The sequence below is a fragment of the Pseudomonas sp. R5-89-07 genome (genome assembly GCF_003851685.1).
Classification (GTDB): Bacteria; Pseudomonadota; Gammaproteobacteria; order Pseudomonadales; family Pseudomonadaceae; genus Aquipseudomonas.
In genome coordinates this window covers 865,072-883,230 of the sequence record NZ_CP027727.1, presented here as the reverse complement: position 1 = coordinate 883,230, position 18,159 = coordinate 865,072, and the positions used below count along the sequence as shown (strand labels likewise).

Annotated in this window: 16 protein-coding genes; 8 read left to right on the top strand and 8 right to left on the bottom strand. The window is 61.5% G+C overall.

Annotated elements, in window-relative coordinates; translation table 11 throughout:
* Positions 1 to 11: 11 nt before the first annotated feature.
* Together ribF and murJ are read right to left on the bottom strand one after the other, a co-directional pair.
* Complete coding sequence (gene ribF / locus C4J94_RS03870) at positions 12 to 950, bottom strand: bifunctional riboflavin kinase/FAD synthetase (RefSeq protein WP_164485550.1); 939 nt, start codon at positions 948 to 950, stop codon at positions 12 to 14.
* Positions 951 to 1,069: 119 nt separating this feature from the next.
* On the bottom strand, positions 1,070 to 2,608 hold the full coding sequence (murJ, locus tag C4J94_RS03865) for a murein biosynthesis integral membrane protein MurJ (protein WP_124385059.1): 1,539 nt from the start codon (positions 2,606 to 2,608) through the stop codon (positions 1,070 to 1,072).
* Positions 2,609 to 2,861: 253 nt separating this feature from the next.
* On the opposite strand from murJ, the gene rpsT reads away from it, so the two are divergent.
* Positions 2,862 to 3,140, top strand: coding sequence for a 30S ribosomal protein S20 (gene rpsT / locus C4J94_RS03860; protein WP_016976313.1), 279 nt, complete (start codon positions 2,862 to 2,864; stop codon positions 3,138 to 3,140).
* A gap of 277 nt (positions 3,141 to 3,417) precedes the next feature.
* Here rpsT and C4J94_RS03855 read toward each other — a convergent pair whose 3' ends face one another.
* Positions 3,418 to 3,903, bottom strand: a complete 486-nt coding sequence (locus tag C4J94_RS03855) for a peptidylprolyl isomerase (RefSeq protein WP_003171645.1) — start codon at positions 3,901 to 3,903, stop codon at positions 3,418 to 3,420.
* On the opposite strand from C4J94_RS03855, the gene C4J94_RS03850 reads away from it, so the two are divergent.
* The 3 genes from C4J94_RS03850 to C4J94_RS03840 all read left to right on the top strand — a co-directional run bounded on the left by C4J94_RS03850 (position 3,902) and on the right by C4J94_RS03840 (position 7,268).
* Positions 3,902 to 4,192: a DUF3565 domain-containing protein gene (locus tag C4J94_RS03850; RefSeq protein WP_124385058.1), complete on the top strand. Its 291-nt coding sequence runs from the start codon at positions 3,902 to 3,904 to the stop codon at positions 4,190 to 4,192. The genes C4J94_RS03855 and C4J94_RS03850 overlap by 2 nt on opposite strands.
* A 79-nt stretch (positions 4,193 to 4,271) precedes the next feature.
* The gene (gene pta / locus C4J94_RS03845) at positions 4,272 to 6,371 is read left to right on the top strand and encodes a phosphate acetyltransferase (RefSeq protein ID WP_124361222.1); all 2,100 of its coding nucleotides are present in this window, start codon (positions 4,272 to 4,274) and stop codon (positions 6,369 to 6,371) included.
* Positions 6,372 to 7,268: an acyltransferase gene (locus tag C4J94_RS03840; RefSeq protein WP_124385057.1), complete on the top strand. Its 897-nt coding sequence runs from the start codon at positions 6,372 to 6,374 to the stop codon at positions 7,266 to 7,268.
* 115 nt (positions 7,269 to 7,383) lie between these two features.
* Here C4J94_RS03840 and cysN read toward each other — a convergent pair whose 3' ends face one another.
* From cysN to C4J94_RS03820, 3 genes are all read right to left on the bottom strand, one after another.
* Complete coding sequence (gene cysN / locus C4J94_RS03835; protein ID WP_124385056.1) at positions 7,384 to 9,282, bottom strand: sulfate adenylyltransferase subunit CysN; 1,899 nt, start codon at positions 9,280 to 9,282, stop codon at positions 7,384 to 7,386.
* A 9-nt stretch (positions 9,283 to 9,291) separates the two neighbouring features.
* Positions 9,292 to 10,209 carry a sulfate adenylyltransferase subunit CysD gene (gene cysD, locus C4J94_RS03830; protein WP_124385055.1) on the bottom strand — a complete coding sequence of 306 codons (918 nt, stop codon included), beginning with the start codon at positions 10,207 to 10,209 and terminating at the stop codon, positions 9,292 to 9,294.
* 258 nt (positions 10,210 to 10,467) lie between these two features.
* On the bottom strand, positions 10,468 to 11,226 hold the full coding sequence (locus tag C4J94_RS03820; protein WP_124385053.1) for a Nif3-like dinuclear metal center hexameric protein: 759 nt from the start codon (positions 11,224 to 11,226) through the stop codon (positions 10,468 to 10,470).
* 101 nt (positions 11,227 to 11,327) lie between these two features.
* On the opposite strand from C4J94_RS03820, the gene algW reads away from it, so the two are divergent.
* Together algW and C4J94_RS03810 are read left to right on the top strand one after the other, a co-directional pair.
* Complete coding sequence (gene algW, locus C4J94_RS03815) at positions 11,328 to 12,488, top strand: Do family serine endopeptidase AlgW (protein WP_124385052.1); 1,161 nt, start codon at positions 11,328 to 11,330, stop codon at positions 12,486 to 12,488.
* Positions 12,489 to 12,599: 111 nt separating this feature from the next.
* Positions 12,600 to 14,696: a TonB-dependent siderophore receptor gene (locus C4J94_RS03810; protein ID WP_124385051.1), complete on the top strand. Its 2,097-nt coding sequence runs from the start codon at positions 12,600 to 12,602 to the stop codon at positions 14,694 to 14,696.
* A gap of 66 nt (positions 14,697 to 14,762) precedes the next feature.
* Here C4J94_RS03810 and hemH read toward each other — a convergent pair whose 3' ends face one another.
* Together hemH and C4J94_RS03800 are read right to left on the bottom strand one after the other, a co-directional pair.
* Positions 14,763 to 15,788 (bottom strand): ferrochelatase, encoded by a 1,026-nt coding sequence (gene hemH / locus C4J94_RS03805; RefSeq protein WP_124385050.1) that lies wholly within the window; start codon positions 15,786 to 15,788, stop codon positions 14,763 to 14,765.
* Between the two features lie 14 nt (positions 15,789 to 15,802).
* Positions 15,803 to 16,702 (bottom strand): TIGR01777 family oxidoreductase, encoded by a 900-nt coding sequence (locus C4J94_RS03800; RefSeq protein ID WP_124385049.1) that lies wholly within the window; start codon positions 16,700 to 16,702, stop codon positions 15,803 to 15,805.
* 212 nt (positions 16,703 to 16,914) lie between these two features.
* Here C4J94_RS03800 and C4J94_RS03795 point away from each other — a divergent pair, with 212 nt between their 5' ends.
* Positions 16,915 to 17,901: an NAD(P)/FAD-dependent oxidoreductase gene (locus tag C4J94_RS03795; protein ID WP_124385048.1), complete on the top strand. Its 987-nt coding sequence runs from the start codon at positions 16,915 to 16,917 to the stop codon at positions 17,899 to 17,901.
* The gene (locus tag C4J94_RS03790; RefSeq protein ID WP_124385047.1) at positions 17,898 to 18,113 is read left to right on the top strand and encodes a TIGR02450 family Trp-rich protein; all 216 of its coding nucleotides are present in this window, start codon (positions 17,898 to 17,900) and stop codon (positions 18,111 to 18,113) included. The genes C4J94_RS03795 and C4J94_RS03790 overlap by 4 nt, the downstream gene beginning before the upstream one ends.
* The last annotated feature ends 46 nt before the right edge of the window (positions 18,114 to 18,159 follow it).

Below are 18,159 nucleotides of genomic sequence, written 5' to 3'. Positions count from 1 at the left end.
AGGCTCTTCGGTTAGCGATGGGCGCTAGGTGCGGCTAGTGCACGGGCGGCGGCGACATCCGCATTGATCGCCGTTTTCAACGCCTCAAGGGAGGCGAAACGCTGCTCTTCACGCAGCTTCTGGTGGAAAACCACCGTTAAACGCCGGTCGTATAAATCACCGGCAAAATCCAGAAGGTGAACTTCCAGGTGGGCCTTGCCATCACCTGCAACCGTGGGCCTGACGCCTATGTTGGCGACTCCCGGCCACGATTGGCCGTCGATGTCGACACTCACCAGGTAAACCCCGGTCAGCGGCACACGACGGCGCTTGAGTTGCACGTTGGCGGTTGGCGTGCCCAGTTGGCGCGCCAGCTTCTGGCCGTGCAGTACCCGCCCGGCGATGCGGAACGGGCGACCGAGCAAGCGCTCGGCCAAGGCGAAGTCGGCAGCGGCCAGGGCGTTACGCACCTGGGTGCTGCTCACGCGCAGGCCGTCCAGTTCGACGGTTTGCGCGGCTTCGACGGTAAAACCCTGGTTGACGCCAGCGTGCTGCAGGAAATCGAAATCGCCGACGCGGTCGCAACCAAAACGGAAGTCGTCGCCGACCTCCAGATGCTGCACGCCCAGGCCATCGACAAGGATGCGGTCGACGAACTCGGCGGCGCTCAGGCTTTGCAGACGCTGGTTGAAAGCCAGGCAGAGAACGCGGTCCACACCTTCTTCAGCCAGCAGCTGCAACTTGTCCCGCAGGCGGGCCAGACGGGCCGGCGCCGTGTGCGGGGTAAAGAATTCCCGCGGCTGTGGCTCGAAAATCACCACGCAGCTGGGCACGCCCAACTCGACCGCACGCTCGCGCAGCCTGGCCAGGATAGCCTGGTGGCCACGGTGAACACCGTCAAAGTTGCCAATAGTGGCGACGCAGCCCCGGTGCTCGGGGCGCAGGTTGTGGAGACCTCGAACCAGCTGCATAACGCGCTTCTTGCTCATAAAGTGGTCGATTATAACCACACCCGGCCCCGGACGACAGGCAACAGCGCAGGCCAAATGGATCGATTCGATAAAACAGCCGTTTTATCGCGGCAAACTGTCTATCCCAGCGACTTGCGATTGAAATCGCGCAGGCGGAAACCCTGCAGCAGCAACATCCCGAAGTACACCACCACGCCAGCCACCACCAGCACGCCAAGGCGCAGGAAGCGTTCCAGCATATGGCCTTGGTCCCAGGCCGGCATCACATGCATCAGGCCCAGCAACACGGCGGACATCGCGGCGACCGCCACCAGCAACTTGAGGGTGAACGCCCCCCAGCCTGGCTGCGGCTGGTACATCTGCTGTTTGCGCAGTTGGTAGAACAACAGGCCAGCATTGATGCAGGCACCGGCACTGATCGCCAACGCCAGGCCGGCATGGGCCAGCGGGCCGATAAAAATCAGGTTGAGCAGCTGTGTGACGATCAGCGTGAAAATCGCGATCTTCACCGGCGTGCGGATGTTCTGCTGGGCATAGAAGCCCGGCGCCAGCACCTTGATCACGATAATGCCGAGCAGGCCCACCGAATAGGCCACCAACGCATGCTGGGTCATCAAGGCGTCATGGGCGTCGAATTGTCCGTATTGAAACAGCGAGACCGTCAGCGGTCCAGCCAGGATTCCCAGGGCCAGTGCGCATGGCAGCACCAGCAGGAAGCACAGGCGCAGGCCCCAGTCGAGAATGCGCGAATATTCCTGGCGGTCCTTGCTTGCATAGGTGCGCGCCAGGGTCGGCAGCAGGATCGTACCCAAGGCCACACCGAGCACGCCGGACGGCAATTCCATCAGACGGTCGGCGTAGTACATCCACGACACCGAGCCGGACACCAGCAGCGAAGCGAAGGCGGTGTTGATGATCAGGGAAATCTGACTGACCGACACACCGAGGATCGCTGGCAACATATTGCGCATCACGCGCCAGACGCCGGTGTCCTTGAGGTTCAGGCGCGGCAGCACGAGCATGCCGATCTTTTTCAGATGCGGCAGTTGGTAGAGCAACTGCGCCAGGCCGCCGGCCAGGACGGCCCAGCCAAGGGCCATGACCGGCGGATCGAAGTAGGGCGTGAGGAACAGCGCGAAGATAATCATGCTGACGTTAAGCAGCGTCGGCACGAAGGCCGGCACCGAGAAACGGTTCCAGGTATTGAGAATCGCCCCGGCGAGCGATGACAGCGAGATCAGCAATATATAAGGAAAGGTCACGCGCAGCAGATCAGTGGTCAGCGCGAACTTCTCCGGGGTATTGGCAAAACCGGGGGCTGTCGCCCAGATCACCCAGGGCGCGGCGAGTATGCCGACGAAGGTCACCAGCATCAGCACCAGGGTCAACAGGCCAGAGACGTAGGCAATGAAGGTGCGGGTTGCCTCCTCGCCGTGCTGCGTCTTGTATTCGGCCAGGATCGGCACGAATGCCTGGGAAAACGCGCCTTCGGCGAAGATCCTGCGCAGCAGGTTGGGCAGTTTAAAGGCAATGAAGAAGGCGTCCGTGGCCATGCTGGCGCCAAAAATGCGCGCCAGCAGGGTGTCACGCACAAACCCCAAAACCCGGGAGATCATCGTGATAGAGCTGACGGCAGCCAACGATTTGAGCAGATTCATTGAAAGAGTTTGCGCCTATAGATAAAGAGCAGGCGAACAAAGCGCCTACTTATGCGATACTGCGCGCCTGCAACAGCACAGAGCCAAAGCTCGCGAGTTTACAGGTCAAGCGCCGGAAATAAATCACCCGCCTCTTCAGATCGACCACTCAGCAGTTCGCATCAGCCGCCCTTGACAACCCATCAAGTCATCGGCATGATTCGCGGCCTATTTTGTTTGCTATTTCCTAAAAAGTCTTTCGAGGAGCTCGACGGTGGCCAACACACCTTCCGCCAAAAAACGTGCAAAACAGGCTGAGAAGCGTCGCAGCCACAACGCCAGCCTGCGTTCCATGGTTCGTACCTACATCAAGAATGTAGTTAAAGCCATCGACACCAAAGACGCTGAAAAAGCTCAAGCAGCTTACGTTCTGGCCGTGCCAGTTATCGACCGTATGGCCGATAAAGGCATCATCCACAAGAACAAGGCCGCTCGTCATAAGAGCCGCCTGAACGGCCACATCAAGGCTCTGAGCGTTGCTGCTGCAGCCTAAGTGGTAACAACTGCCACGCGACCTGAGGTTGCGTAACAGTTAAGAAATGCCCCGTACCGAAAGGTCCGGGGCATTTTTGTTTTCTGGAATCTACATATCCAAATGTGGGAGGGGGCTTGCCCCCGATAGCGGTGTATCAGTACCAGATATTCTGACTGACACACTGTCATCGGGGGCAAGCCCCCTCCCACATTTGAATAGGTGGCGCATTATCAAGCGCAAAAAAAACGCCCCGAACCAGTCGGGGCGTTTTTGCTACCTATTGATCAAACCACAATCAATGGTGATGACCGCCTTCACCGTGAACGTGGCCGTGAGCCACTTCTTCCTGGGAAGCGTCGCGGATCGCAACGATCTTCACTTGGAAGTTCAGACGCTGGCCAGCCAGAGGGTGGTTGCCGTCTACGGTCACGTCGTCGCCGTCCAGGTCGCGGATGGTCACGATCTGCATCTGGCCGTCCGGCGCGGAAGCGTGGAACTGCATGCCCACTTCCAGCTCATCGACGCCTTCGAACATGCTGCGGCTCAGGGTGCTGACCAGTTCGGCGGAGTATTCGCCGTAGGCATCTTCAGGTTCTACGGCCACGGTCAGTTCATCACCAACCGCCTTGCCTTCCAGAGCCTTTTCCAGGCCTGGGATGATGTTACCCGCGCCTTGCAGGTAGACCAGCGGCGCGCCGCCGGCGGAGCTGTCGATGACCTCACCAGCGTCGTTGGTCAGGGTATAGTCGATGGAGACAGCCTTGTTAGCGGCGATCGTCATGGGGCGAGACCTTTTGCATAAGAATGAAGAACGGACAAGTCTAAACAAGGATTTGCCCGAAAGCGAACAGAACCCGGACAGACGGGGCCGACCAACGGTCTCGACGATCTGTGGTTTCCACCAGGACGACGACCTGCACTGGGTCGCCGAGCTGTCCTGCGGCCACACCCAGCATCTGCGCCACCAGCCGCCATGGCAGTCCCGCGCCTGGGTACTGGACCCTGCGCAACGCCTTGAAAAAATAGGCCAACCCTTTGCGTGCGGCTGGTGTGCGCAACAGCCCGAATAACGATAACCTTGGCGCCTGATTCGCGGTAGGCACTCATGCATAGAGCGCCACCCAAGCCATGCACCTCCAGAGAATTCGCATGCAGACTTTTTTTATTGCGCCCACCGATTTTGGTGTGGGTCTGACCTCCATCAGCCTTGGGCTGGTGCGCACCCTGGAACGCGCCGGGCTTAAAGTCGGGTTCTTCAAGCCGATTGCCCAGCCTCATCCTGGCGACACCGGCCCCGAGCGCTCTACCGAACTGGTGGCGCGCACCCACGGCCTGAAACCGCCACAACCCCTGGGCCTGGCCCATGTGGAGCGCATGCTCGGCGACGGCCAGCTCGATGAGTTGCTCGAAGAGATCATCACGCTGTACCAGCAAGCCGCCGTGGGCAAGGACGTACTGATCGTCGAGGGCATGGTGCCGACCCGCAGCGCCAGCTATGCGGCACGGGTCAACCTGCACTTGGCCAAGAGCCTGGATGCGGAAGTGATCCTGGTCTCGGCCCCGGAAAATGAAGTGCTCACCGAGCTGTCCGGCCGCGTGGAACTGCAGGCCCAACTGTTCGGCGGCCCGAAAGACCCGAAAGTACTGGGCGTGATCCTCAACAAGGTGCGCACCGACGAAAGCATGGAGGCGTTCTCGGCGCGCCTCAAGGAGCATTCGCCGTTGTTGCGCAGCGGTGATTTCCGCCTGCTCGGCTGCATCCCTTACCAGCCCGAACTCAACGCGCCGCGCACCCGCGACGTGGCCGACCTGATGGGCGCGCAGATCCTCAACGCCGGCGACTACGAAACCCGGCGCATGACCAAGATCATTATCTGCGCCCGCACCATGCGCAACACCGTGGAACTGCTCAAGCCCGGCGTGCTGGTGGTGACGCCGGGTGATCGCGACGACATCATCCTTGCCGTCAGCCTGGCCGCCATCAACGGCGTGCCGCTGGCCGGCCTGTTGCTGACCAGCGACACCCTGCCCGACCCACGCATCATGGATTTGTGCCGTGGCGCGTTCCAGGCCGGGTTGCCGGTGCTCTCGGTGAGCACTGGCTCCTATGACACCGCCAACCAGCTCAATAGCCTCAACAAGGAAATCCCCATCGATGACCGCGAGCGCGCGGAGATCATCACCGACTTCGTCGCCAGCCACCTCGATGCGCGCTGGCTGCACCAACGCTGCGGCACCCCACGGGAAATGCGCCTGTCACCGGCGGTATTCCGCTATCAGTTGATCCAGCGCGCCCAGGCCGCCAACAAGCGCATCGTGCTGCCCGAAGGCAGCGAGCCGCTGACCGTGCAGGCCGCCGCGATCTGCCAGGCACGCGGCATCGCCCGTTGTGTACTGCTGGCCAAGCCGGCGGACGTGGAAGCGGTGGCCCGCGCCCAGGGTATCGAACTGCCGGAAGGCCTGGAGATACTCGACCCGGACCTGATCCGCCAGCGCTACGTCGAGCCCATGGTCGCACTGCGCAAGAGCAAGAGCCTGAATGCGCCCATGGCCGAGCAGCAACTGGAGGACACCGTGGTGATCGCCACCATGATGCTCGCCCTGGACGAAGTCGACGGCCTGGTGTCCGGGGTGATTCACTCCACCGCCAACACCATCCGCCCAGCCTTGCAGCTGATCAAGACGGCGCCGGGCTGCACACTGGTGTCGTCGGTGTTCTTCATGCTGTTCCCCGAGCAGGTGCTGGTGTATGGCGACTGCGTGATGAACCCGCACCCAAGCGCCGCCGAGCTGGCGGAAATCGCCCTGCAAAGCGCCGATTCGGCGGCCGCGTTCGGCATCGTCCCGCGCGTGGCAATGATCAGTTATTCCAGCGGCGACTCCGCCAGCGGCGAAGAAGTGGAAAAGGTCCGCGAAGCCACCCTGCTGGCCCACGAACAACAGAGTTCGCTGCTGATCGACGGCCCGCTGCAATACGACGCCGCCGCCAACGAAAGCGTCGCCCGGCAACTGGCCCCCAACAGCCAGGTCGCCGGCAAGGCCACGGTCTTCGTGTTCCCCGACCTGAATACCGGCAACACCACCTACAAAGCCGTGCAGCGCAGCGCCGATTGCGTGAGCCTGGGGCCGATGCTCCAGGGCCTGCGCAAACCGGTCAACGACCTGCCGCGCGGCGCCCAGGTGGACGACATCGTGTACACCATCGCGCTGACTGCGATCCAAGCCGCCAACCGACCTATGGATATCTAAATGCTGGATTTTCTACCTGCCGCCGTGCGCGGGGTGATCGCTTCCCTGCTGCTGGCGCTGAACACGATCCTGCTGTGCTCGTTCCTGTTTATCGTGGCGCTGTTCAAGGCCCTGCCCTTCGCCAAGCGCTTCAGCGAATGGTTGATGAACCACACGCACGAAGCCTGGGTCACCAACAACAAGGGCTGGATGAACCTGGTACGGCGCACCCGCTGGCACCTGAGCGGCCTTGAAGGCCTCGATTATCAGCATTCCTACCTGGTAACCAGCAACCACCAGAGCTGGGTCGACATCATGGTGCTGCAATACGTGCTCAATCGCCGCATTCGCCCGCTGAAGTTCTTCCTCAAGCAGGAGCTGATCTGGGTGCCGGTGATTGGCCTGGCGTGGTGGGCGCTGGGTTTCCCGTTCATGAAGCGCTACACCAAGGCCTACCTGGAAAAACACCCGGAGAAGAAAGGTAAAGACTTGGAAACTACCCGCAAGACCTGTGCGAAATTTCGCGACAACCCGGTGGGCATCTTCAACTTTGCCGAAGGCACACGGTTTACGCCGGGCAAGCACGCGCAGCAGCAGTCGCCCTTTCGCTATCTGCTCAAGCCCAAGGCCGGTGGCATCGCGTTTGTGCTGGATGCGATGGGCGAGCAGTTGAAGTCACTGGTGAACGTGACCATCCACTACCCAGCCGGGCGCCCGGGGTATTGGGATTTGTTGTGCGGGAATGTGGAGGATGTTGTGGTGCGGTTTGAAGAGGTTCGGATTCCGCCCGAGTTTATCGGCAAGAATTATGAGCAGGATGGGGAATACCGGTTGGCGTTCCAGGGGTGGATCAACCGGTTGTGGGAAGACAAGGATGCACTGCTTCAGCAGTTGCACAAAGATTTCCCAGACAAGTGATGCTCAAAATGTGGGAGGGGGCTTGCCCCCGATAGCTGTGTGTCAGTCAGTACATCTGCCACTGATCCACCGCTATCGGGGGCAAGCCCCCTCCCACATTTGACGACTGCAACCCTTAGATCGCGCCGCGCTGGCGCAGCAACTCGAGCACCTGCTTGACGCTGTCTTCCAGCGACAAAGACTGGGTGTCGATCACCAAGTCGGCATTCAACGGCACATCATACGGGAATGACTCACCCGGGATGTTATCCCCACCGGCGGCATACAGCCCTTGCGGATCACGTTCGGCGCACACCTGCGGCGAGGCCTGCACGTACACCGTCAGCAGGCGATCACTGCCGATCAGCGCCTTGGCCTGTTCGCGGCCTTCGGCATCCGGGGCGACGAACGCGGCCAGGGTCAGCAGGCCGGCTTCGTTGAACTGGCGCGCCACGTGAGCGGCACGACGCCAGTTCTCGGTACGCCCGGCACGGTCCTGCGGCAGCCCCTTGTTCAGGTCGTGACGCAAGTTCTGACCGTCCAGCACAAACACCGCACGGCCCATGTCGAACAGCCGGCGCTCGACCGCATAAGCCAACGTGCTCTTGCCGGCGCCAGACAGGCCGCTGAACAACACGGTGGCCGGTTGCTGGCCGAAACGCAGGGCACGCTCTTCGGTGGCCACATGGACCAGCTTGCCGTGCTGCGCCGCGCTGCCGTGGCTGACTGGCGGGGCGATGATCATGCCCGCCGCGACGGTGCCATTGGTCAGGCGGTCGATGACGATAAACGCACCGGTGGTGCGGTTGCTGTCGTAGCCGTCCAGCGCGATAGCCGCGTCAAGGCTGACCTTGACCCGGCCAATCTCGTTCAACTGCAGCGAACTTGCCGGGCCTTCGGCCAGGGTGTTCACGTCCACGCGGTGCACGATGCTGGTGATGGAACCCGGCACATAGCTGGTGGCGCGCTTGATGTCGTATTTCTTGCCCGGCAGCATCGGCTCTTCGGCCATCCACACCAGCATGGCGTCGAAGGCGTCGGTCACTTGCGGCACGTTGTCGGCATGCACCAGCAGGTCGCCACGGGAGATGTCGATCTCGTCTTCCATGGTCAGGGTCACGGCCTGGCCTGGGCCCGCGTGTTCCAGCTCGCCCTCGAAGGTGACGATGGATTTGACGCGGCTGCTCTTGCCCGACGGCAACACCACGACCTCGTCGCCCTTGTGCACGATGCCGCTGGCCAGGGTGCCGGCAAAACCACGGAAATTCAGGTTCGGACGGTTGACGTACTGCACCGGGAAACGCAGGTCGGTGTAGTTGCGGTCGTTGGCGATCTCGACAGTTTCCAGGATCTCCATCAGCGACTGCCCGGTGTACCACGGCGAACGCTCGCTCTTGTTCACCACGTTGTCGCCCTTGAGCGCCGACATCGGCACGAAGGCCAGGGTGCTCGGCTTGAAGGCAATACCGTCGGCGAACTTCAGGTAATCGGCCTTGATCGACTCGAATACGCTCTGGTCAAAGCCATTGATGTCCATCTTGTTGACGGCCACCACGATGTGCTTGATGCCCAGCAACGAGGCGATAAAGCTGTGGCGACGGGTCTGGGTCTGCACGCCGTAGCGGGCGTCGATCAGGATAATCGCCAGGTCACAGGTGGACGCACCGGTGGCCATGTTGCGGGTGTACTGCTCATGGCCTGGGGTATCGGCAATGATGAATTTGCGCTTGGCGGTGGAGAAGTAGCGGTAGGCAACATCGATGGTGATGCCCTGCTCGCGCTCGGCCTGCAGGCCATCAACGAGCAGCGCCAGGTCGATGTCATCGCCGGTGGTGCCGGACTTCTTCGAATCGCGGGTGATGGCTTCCAGGTGATCTTCGTAGATCATCTTGGAGTCGTGCAGCAGGCGCCCGATCAGGGTGCTCTTGCCGTCGTCGACGTTGCCGCAGGTCAGGAAGCGCAACATTTCCTTGCGCTCGTGCTGGGCCAGGTAGGCGAGGATGTCCTCGCTGATCAAATCAGATACGTGCGACATGACAACCCCTTAGAAATAACCCTGACGTTTTTTATCTTCCATGGAGCCGGCGCCATCGTGGTCGATGACCCGGCCCTGGCGCTCGGAAGTTCGCGTCAGGAGCATTTCCTGAATGATGTCCGTCAGCGTTTCGGCTTCGGACTCCACCGCGCCCGTCAACGGGTAGCAGCCTAGGGTGCGGAAACGGACTTTCTTTTTGACGATGCGGGCTTTGTCTTCGTCGGACAGGTGCTCAAGGATGCGGTCGTCGTCGATCATGATCAACGTGCCGTTCTTCTCGATCACGTCGCGTTCGGCGGCAAAATACAGCGGCACGATGGGGATGCCTTCCAGGTAGATGTACTGCCAGATGTCCAGCTCGGTCCAGTTGGACAGCGGGAACACGCGGATGGATTCGCCCTTGTTGACGTTGCCGTTGTAGACGTTCCACAACTCCGGGCGCTGGTTCTTCGGGTCCCAGCGGTGCTTGCTGTCGCGGAACGAGTACACGCGCTCTTTGGCGCGGGATTTCTCTTCATCGCGACGGGCACCGCCGAACGCGGCGTCGAAACCATGCTTGTCCAACGCCTGCTTGAGGCCCTCGGTCTTCATGATGTCGGTGTGCTTGGCGCTGCCGTGGGTGAACGGGTTGATGTTCTGCGCCACGCCATCGGGGTTGATATGGGTGATCAGGTCCAGGCCCAGCTCCTCGACCATCTTGTCGCGGAACGTGTACATCTCCTGGAATTTCCAGCGGGTGTCGACGTGCATCACCGGAAACGGCAACTTGCCCGGGAAGAAGGCCTTGCGCGCCAGATGCAGCATCACGGCGGAGTCTTTACCGATCGAGTAGAGCATCACCGGGTTGTCGAACTCGGCGGCGACCTCGCGGATGATGTGGATGCTTTCCGCCTCCAGCTGTTTCAGATGCGTCAGTTTGTCGACCATGGCTACTCACGGAAAAACGATCGTGTGGACGGCCAGCGGGCCGTGTTCGAGCGGGGCATGCTAGCACAGCACCTGCTTCTATTCAGGGCGCCGGCTAGATCGAAACGGTATATGAATATGCCCCCAAGTTTGGCCCCAAACGCGATCAAGTGTGGGAGGGGGCTTGCTCGCGATAGCGGTGGGCCAATAGCAGATGGACTGACTGACACACTGCCATCGGGGGCAAGCCCCCTCCCACATTTGGCTGCGTTGTAGGGCTCAAATCGGGTTCGGGCAATCGATGAAAATATGCTCCAGGGCGAAGCGCCGGGCCAGGTAATCCCCCAGCGCCTGCACGCCGTAGCGCTCGGTGGCGTGATGGCCGGCGGCGATGAAGCTGATGTCGTTTTCTCGTGCGCTGTGGAAGGTCTGCTCGGACGCTTCGCCGCTCAGGTACAGGTCGACACCGGCAGCCACCGCCTGGTCGATATAGCCCTGTCCACCGCCGGTGCACCAGCCCACGCGGCGGATCATTTCACTGCCTTCGATCAACAGCGGCTCGCGGCCCATCACTTCCTGTACGCGACGGGCAAAGTCACGCGGTGACAGCGGCTCGGCAAGGGAGCCGACCAGGCCCACGACTTTGGAATCGCTGGGGTCCAGCGGGCCTTCGACGGTGATGTCCAGTTGCCTGGCAAGCTGCACGTTGTTGCCCACATCCGGATGCAGATCCAGGGGCAGGTGGTAGGCCAGCAGACTGATGTCATGCTTGAGCAAGGTTTTCAGGCGACGCTGCTTCATGCCGGTGACGCAAGGGTTCTCGCCCTTCCAGAAATACCCATGGTGCACCAGGATCAGGTCGGCCTGGGCTTCGACGGCGGCGTCCAGCAGGGCCTGGCTGGCGGTGACGCCGCTGACGATGCGCATCACCTGAGGCCGGCCCTCGACCTGCAGGCCGTTGGGGCAATAATCGGCGATTTTCGAGCTGCCAAGGTAGCGGTCCGCTTCCTCGACGAGGGTGGTAAGGGGGACGGCCATAAAAGACTCCTAAATATCCCGTTCGCAGGCGTCACAGCCTCGTATAATGCGCGACATTATGGTCGCTCCCGCGCCCCCTGCAACCTGTCAGGACTTACTTGATGCTCAAGGCACTGCGTTTTTTTGGATGGCCATTGTTGGCTGGCGTGCTGATTGCGATGCTGATCATTCAGCGTTATCCACAGTGGGTTGGCCTGCCCAGCCTCGACGTGAACCTGCAACAGGCCCCGCAAACCAGCACCGTGGTGCAGGGCCCGGTGACCTACGCGGACGCCGTGACCATTGCCGCCCCCGCCGTGGTCAACCTCTATACCACCAAGGTCATCAACAAGCCGGCGCATCCCTTGTTCGAAGACCCGCAGTTTCGCCGCTATTTCGGTGACAACGGGCCCAAGCAACGGCGTATGGAGTCCAGCCTCGGTTCCGGGGTGATCATGAGCCCCGAAGGCTACATCCTCACCAACAATCACGTGACCACCGGCGCCGACCAGATCGTAGTGGCCCTGCGTGATGGCCGCGAGACCCTGGCCCGCGTGGTGGGCAGCGATCCGGAAACCGATCTTGCGGTACTGAAAATCGACTTGAAGAACCTGCCCTCGATCACCCTGGGCCGCTCCGATGGACTGCGCGTAGGCGACGTGGCGTTGGCCATCGGCAACCCGTTCGGCGTGGGCCAGACGGTGACCATGGGCATCATCAGCGCCACCGGGCGTAACCAGTTGGGCCTTAACAGCTACGAAGACTTCATCCAGACCGACGCCGCGATCAACCCCGGCAACTCCGGCGGCGCGCTGGTGGATGCCAATGGCAACCTGACGGGTATTAACACGGCGATTTTCTCCAAGTCCGGCGGCTCCCAGGGCATCGGTTTTGCGATCCCGGTGAAGCTGGCGATGGAAGTGATGAAGTCGATCATCGAACACGGCCAGGTGATTCGCGGCTGGCTGGGCATCGAAGTACAGCCCTTGACCAAGGAACTGGCCGAATCGTTCGGCCTGACCGGGCGCCCCGGCATCGTGGTCGCGGGGATCTTCCGCGACGGTCCGGCGCAGAAAGCCGGCCTGCAGTTGGGCGACGTGATCCTCAGCATCGACGGCGCACCGGCGGGTGATGGCCGCAAGTCGATGAACCAGGTGGCGCGGATCAAGCCGACCGACAAGGTGGCGATCCAGGTGATGCGCAACGGCAAGGAACTCAAGCTGTCGGCGGAAATCGGCCTGCGCCCGCCGCCGGCCACGGCGCCCGTAAAAGAAGAGGAATAAGCGGCATCGCCCAGGTGCCCGTTCGCGGGCACTTAGAGGAAGACATTACATAGCAATATTTCTCATTAGTCATGTTATATTGTTTCAATATCGACATTGGAACGCTCTATCATGCCGTCTCGAAAATTCGTGCCCCTGGCCGGCCTGGCCTTGGGCTTGCTGTTCGACCCCGCCTACGCCGAAGAAAACACCCTGGAGCTGGACACCATCAGCGTCACCACCGACGCCTATGAATCGGCCACCGGCCCGGTGCAGGGCTACCGCGCTACCCGCTCCGCCAGTGCCACCAAGACCGACACCGCACTGCGCGATATCCCGCAGTCGATCAGCGTGATTCCCGCCACGGTACTCAAAGACCTGGGCAGCACCAGCGTGGAGCGCGCCCTGGAGTTTGCTGGCGGCGTCTCCAAACAGAACAACTTCGGCGGCCTGACCCTTTACGAATACAGCGTGCGCGGCTTCACCACCTCTGAGTTCTATCAGGATGGCTTCAGTGCCAACCGCGGCTACCCGAGCACGCCGGACGCCGCGAATATCGAACGCATCGAAGTGCTCAAGGGCCCTGCCGCGAGCCTGTATGGGCGCGGCGACCCTGGCGGCACGGTGAATATCGTCAGCAAGAAGCCCCAACCGGATGCCTTCACCACCTTGCAGACCAGCGCCGGCAGTTGGGACCGCTACCGCACCGCGCTGGATGTGAATACCCCGCTGGACAGCGAGGGGCGCGTTTTAACCCGCGTCAACCTGGCGGTTGAAGACAACCACAGCTTTCGTGATCACGTGGACGCCAAGCGAGTCTTCGTCGCGCCGTCCTTCAGTTGGCAACTGGACCCGGACACCCGCCTGCTGGTGGAAAGCGAATTCGTGCGCCACAGCTCCACCTTCGACCGAGGTGTTGTCGCCAACACCGGCATGTCCCGGTCGACCTTCCTCGGCGAGCCCAACGACGGCAATATCCGCAACCACAACAACCGCCTCCAGGTCGCATTGGAGCATCACCTCAACGACGCATGGAAACTGCGCCTGGCCAGTCATTACAAACAAGGCAGCCTATGGGGCGACGCGTCGGAAAGTCGCGCGCTGAACCCTGATGGCCACACCGTCAACCGCCGCTACCGCGAGCGCTCTTTCGGGTGGCACGACAGCATCACCCAACTGGAACTGCGCGGCCTGTTCGATGTGGGCAGCTGGCAGCATGAACTGCTGATCGGCACCGAGTACGAGGACTACCGCAAGAAGGAGCGCGTGACGGCCATTGGCGGCAGCACCTACCCCATCGACCTCTACAACCCGGTCTACGGCCAGCCAAAACCCAATGGCACGCGCTCCGGTCCCAACTTCTTCGAACACACCAAAAGCCAGGCGCTGAACCTGCAAGACCAGATCGTCTTCACCGACCGCCTGCGCGGCATGGTGGGCGCGCGCCTGGAGCATTTCGAACAGAGCACGGACGATTTTGCCCGTAACCATGCCAAAAGCCGGCAAACCCACGACGCCCTGACCCAGCGGGCCGGCCTGCTCTATCAACTGACGCCGCAGGTGGGCGTATTCGCTAACGCCTCCACCTCGTTCAAGCCCAATAGCGGGTTGGATGCCGGCGGCAAGACCTTCAAGCCCGAAGAGGGCGTGGGTTATGAAGTGGGGATCAAGAGCGAGCTGTTTGATGACCGCCTCAGCGCCACCCTCGCCGCCTTCCATATCGACAAGGAAAACGTGCTGACCCTGGACCCGGCGACCAATACCAACCGCGCCATGGGCAAGGCGTGCAGCCAGGGGTTCGATCTGCAGCTGACCGGGCAAGTGAGCGACGCCATCCGCGTAATCGGCGCGTTCGCCTACATCGACGCCGAAGTGACCAAGGGCGACAAAACCATTCCAGCAGGCAGCCGCATCCTCGGCGTGGCCAAGCGCAGCGGCAGTCTATTGGGGGTGTACGAATTCCAGGACGGCGCGTTGCGCGGTTCGGACCTGGGGGCAGCGTTTACCTATGTCGGTGATCGCTCCGGTGAAGCGGGAACAGGCTTCGAACTGCCCGCCTACCACACCGTCGATCTGCTGGCGCATTACAAGGCGACGCAGAACGTTACCGTGGGCCTGAACCTCAATAATCTGTTTGATGAAAAGTATTACGAGCGGTCCTACAGCAGCTACTGGGTCAGCCCCGGCGAGCCGCGCAACTTGACGCTCAGCCTGACCCTCAACCTCTAAGCGGGCACAGTACTAATGTGGGAGGGGGCTGGCCCCCTCCCACATTTGGATAACCACCAGGCGCGATTACAGCGAAACAGGCGCCCTTTCACACAAGGTATTGAGCGCTGCCGCCCACTGCGGGTCATCATTCAAGCAGGGCACCAGCACCAATTTCTCACCCCCTGCCTCACGGAACTGTTCCAGCCCGCGATCACCGATTTCCTCCAGGGTCTCGATGCAATCGGCGACAAACGCCGGGCACATCACCAGCAATTTCTTCACGCCTTGTTGCGCCAACGCCTCAAGGCGCGCCTCGGTGTAGGGTTCGATCCACTTGGCGCGGCCCAGGCGGGACTGGAACGCCACCGACCACTTGCCGTCGGGCAGCCCCAGCCGCGCGGCCACATCCCGGGCGACGCTGAAACACTGCGCGCGATAACAGGTGGCAAGCACTTCAGGCGAGGCGTTCCTGCAGCAATCCGCGTCTTTGAAACAATGCTGGCCGGTCGGGTCGAGCTTTGTCAGGTGGCGCTCCGGCAAACCGTGGAAACTCAACAGCAGATGATCGTAATCCTGCTCCACATGCGGCCGCACACTGGCTGCCAGGGCATCGAGGTACTCAGGCTGATCGTAGAACGGCTGCAGGATCGAGAATTGCACCTTCAGTTTTTTGTCGCGCACCACACGCCGGGCTTCTTCTATCACCGTGGTCACGGTGCTGTCGGCAAACTGCGGGTACAGCGGCGCCAGGGTGACTTTCTCAATGCCCTGGGCGGCCAGGCGCGTCAGCACGCTTTCCAGCGAAGGCTCGCCATAACGCATCGCCAGCTCCACCGGGCCCTGGGTCCACTGCGCGGTCATCTGCTGCTGCAGGCGACGGCTGAGGACCACCAGCGGCGAGCCCTCCTCCCACCAGATGGAGGCATAGGCATGGGCCGACTGCTCGGGGCGCTTGATCAGGATCAGCGACACCAGCAAGCGACGCACTGGCCACGGCAGATCGATCACATAAGGGTCCATCAAAAACTGATTGAGGTAGCTGCGCACATCGGCCACCGAAGTGGACTTTGGCGAGCCCAGGTTAACCAGCAACAACGCGTGATCGGTCATGCAACATCCTATCTCTAGAGGCGGCTGGACAAGTCGTCCAGGGCCGCGCGCAACTCAGTGAACTGGAAAGTGAAACCGGCCGCCAGCAGCCGCTCGGGCAGTGCCTTTTGCCCGCCCAGCAACAACCCCGACAACTCGCCCAAGCCAACCTTCAACGCAAAGGCCGGCATCGGCATGAACGCGGGGCGGTGCAGCACCTGGCCCAACGTCTTGGCAAATTCGCGGTTGCGCACCGGGTGTGGCGCGCACGCATTATAAGGACCGCTGGCGTCAGCCTTGTGCAGAAGAAAATCAATCAGGGCGATTTGATCCTGAATATGCACCCACGGCATCCATTGCCGACCATTACCGATCGGCCCGCCCAGCGCCAGTTTGAACGGCAGCAGCAGGCGCGACAAAAAGCCGCCCTCGGCCGCCAGCACCAGGCCGGTACGCACCAGCACCACGCGAATGCCCAGGGCCTCGGCACGTGTTGCGGTTTCTTCCCAGGCGATACACAGCTGGCTGGGGAAATCGTCCAGCACCGGGCCGCTGGCCTCCGTCAGTTCACGCTCGCCGCCGTCGCCGTACCAACCCACCGCAGACCCGGAGATCAGCACCGCAGGTTTTTGCTCCAGGCTTTCCAGCCAGGCGAGCAGGGTTTCGGTCAGGCTGATGCGGCTGCTCCACAACAACGCCTTGCGCTTGTGGGTCCAGGGGCGGTCGGCGATGGGCGCGCCGGCGAGGTTGACCACCGCATCCACCACCCCGCTCACGTCCTGCAGGCGCCCGACACCCGCCACTTGCGCGCCGCACACCCGCGCAACGGACTCTGGTTTGCGGCTCAATACGGTCAGGCGATGGCCCTGGGCAAGCCAGTGCCGGCACAGTTGACGGCCGATCAAGCCGGTACCGCCGGTCAGCAAAATATGCATGGGACTCTCCTCATGTAACGTTCGCCGCCGCTCACTGGTCTATTTTATAAGCAGGGATCAATTTGATACTCGAGCGTGACGGGCGTTTAAGCCATAGCTTAACCATAGGTCACGCCACACAATCAGGCACGCCAAAACTTATACCAAAAAACAATATTGTACAGCTATTGGTGTCGGCGTAGTCTGTACCCAACGGTAAAACGAGGCCTACCATGACTGTTCCGATTGCGATCATAGGTACCGGCATTGCCGGTCTCTCCGCCGCCCGAGCGTTACAAGACGCGGGGCACGTTGTACAACTCTTCGATAAAAGCCGCGGCAGCGGCGGCCGTATGTCCAGCAAGCGCAGCGATGCAGGCGCGCTGGACATGGGCGCACAGTATTTCACCGCCCGCGATCGGCGCTTCGTCAACGAAGTGCAACGCTGGCAAAGCCATGGCTGGGCGCAACAGTGGAAACCCCAGCTGTACAACTTCAAGTCCGGCCAACTGACGCCCTCCCCCGACGAACAGATCCGCTGGGTCGGTACACCGCGCATGAGCGCCATTACGCGCGCCCTGCTCGACGACCTGCCGGTGGAATTCGGTTGCCGCATTACCGAAGTATTCCAGGGCACCCAGCACTGGAACCTGCTCGACGCCGATGGCGGCAATCACGGCCCGTTCAGCCATGTGATCATCGCCACGCCGGCGCCCCAGGCCACCACCCTGCTGGCGGCCGCACCGAAGCTGGCGAGCGCGGTGGCCGGGGTGAAAATGGACCCCACCTGGGCCATCGCCCTGGCCTTCGACACGCCTCTGGATACACCGATGGAAGGCTGCTTCGTCCAGGACAGCGCCCTCGACTGGTTGGCACGCAATCGCAGCAAACCAGGGCGTGACGTCAGCGTCGACACCTGGGTGCTGCATGCCACCAGCGCCTGGAGCAAGGCGCACCTGGACCTGCCCAAAGAAGCGGTGATCGAACACCTGCACGGCGCTTTCGCCGAATTGCTGCATTGCGCCATGCCCGCGCCGTCGTTCAGCCTGGCACACCGATGGCTCTACGCTCGACCGTCAAGCAGTCATGAGTTCGGCGTGCTGGCCGATGCCGACCTGGGCTTGTTCGTGTGCGGCGACTGGTGCTTGTCAGGTCGCGTCGAAGGCGCCTGGCTCAGCGGCCAGGAGGCGGCGCGACGGTTGATCGAGCATCTGCAATGAACCGCATCAATCCTGCAAAATTGCTGCTATCGAAGTGGACGGCTACAGCCCCGAAAAACAAGGAAAAACACTTTCTCGTCACGGAACTGTTCCGTGACGAAGAAGGCACCGTACTGGAGATTGAACTGCAAGCGGTGATGACCCACAGGACCGAACGCCTAGGCTGGCAAACGTTGCGCAACGCCGATAGCTGGAAAATGGGCTGGCAGTAAACCTACCTGCAAATACCTATACAAAATAATTGACTTGTACAAGATC

What these genes read in the sequence shown, in the direction of transcription:
- ribF (WP_164485550.1), bottom strand. Translation starts at nt 950, where the DNA reads ATGCAGCTGGTTCGAGGTCTCCACAACCTGCGCCCCGAGCACCGGGGC.
- murJ (WP_124385059.1), bottom strand. Translation starts at nt 2,608, where the DNA reads ATGAATCTGCTCAAATCGTTGGCTGCCGTCAGCTCTATCACGATGATC.
- C4J94_RS03850 (WP_124385058.1), top strand. Translation starts at nt 3,902, where the DNA reads ATGGGGCGAGACCTTTTGCATAAGAATGAAGAACGGACAAGTCTAAAC.
- C4J94_RS03855 (WP_003171645.1), bottom strand. Translation starts at nt 3,903, where the DNA reads ATGACGATCGCCGCTAACAAGGCTGTCTCCATCGACTATACCCTGACC.
- pta (WP_124361222.1), top strand. Translation starts at nt 4,272, where the DNA reads ATGCAGACTTTTTTTATTGCGCCCACCGATTTTGGTGTGGGTCTGACC.
- C4J94_RS03840 (WP_124385057.1), top strand. Translation starts at nt 6,372, where the DNA reads ATGCTGGATTTTCTACCTGCCGCCGTGCGCGGGGTGATCGCTTCCCTG.
- cysN (WP_124385056.1), bottom strand. Translation starts at nt 9,282, where the DNA reads ATGTCGCACGTATCTGATTTGATCAGCGAGGACATCCTCGCCTACCTG.
- cysD (WP_124385055.1), bottom strand. Translation starts at nt 10,209, where the DNA reads ATGGTCGACAAACTGACGCATCTGAAACAGCTGGAGGCGGAAAGCATC.
- C4J94_RS03820 (WP_124385053.1), bottom strand. Translation starts at nt 11,226, where the DNA reads ATGGCCGTCCCCCTTACCACCCTCGTCGAGGAAGCGGACCGCTACCTT.
- algW (WP_124385052.1), top strand. Translation starts at nt 11,328, where the DNA reads ATGCTCAAGGCACTGCGTTTTTTTGGATGGCCATTGTTGGCTGGCGTG.
- C4J94_RS03810 (WP_124385051.1), top strand. Translation starts at nt 12,600, where the DNA reads ATGCCGTCTCGAAAATTCGTGCCCCTGGCCGGCCTGGCCTTGGGCTTG.
- hemH (WP_124385050.1), bottom strand. Translation starts at nt 15,788, where the DNA reads ATGACCGATCACGCGTTGTTGCTGGTTAACCTGGGCTCGCCAAAGTCC.
- C4J94_RS03800 (WP_124385049.1), bottom strand. Translation starts at nt 16,702, where the DNA reads ATGCATATTTTGCTGACCGGCGGTACCGGCTTGATCGGCCGTCAACTG.
- C4J94_RS03795 (WP_124385048.1), top strand. Translation starts at nt 16,915, where the DNA reads ATGACTGTTCCGATTGCGATCATAGGTACCGGCATTGCCGGTCTCTCC.
- C4J94_RS03790 (WP_124385047.1), top strand. Translation starts at nt 17,898, where the DNA reads ATGAACCGCATCAATCCTGCAAAATTGCTGCTATCGAAGTGGACGGCT.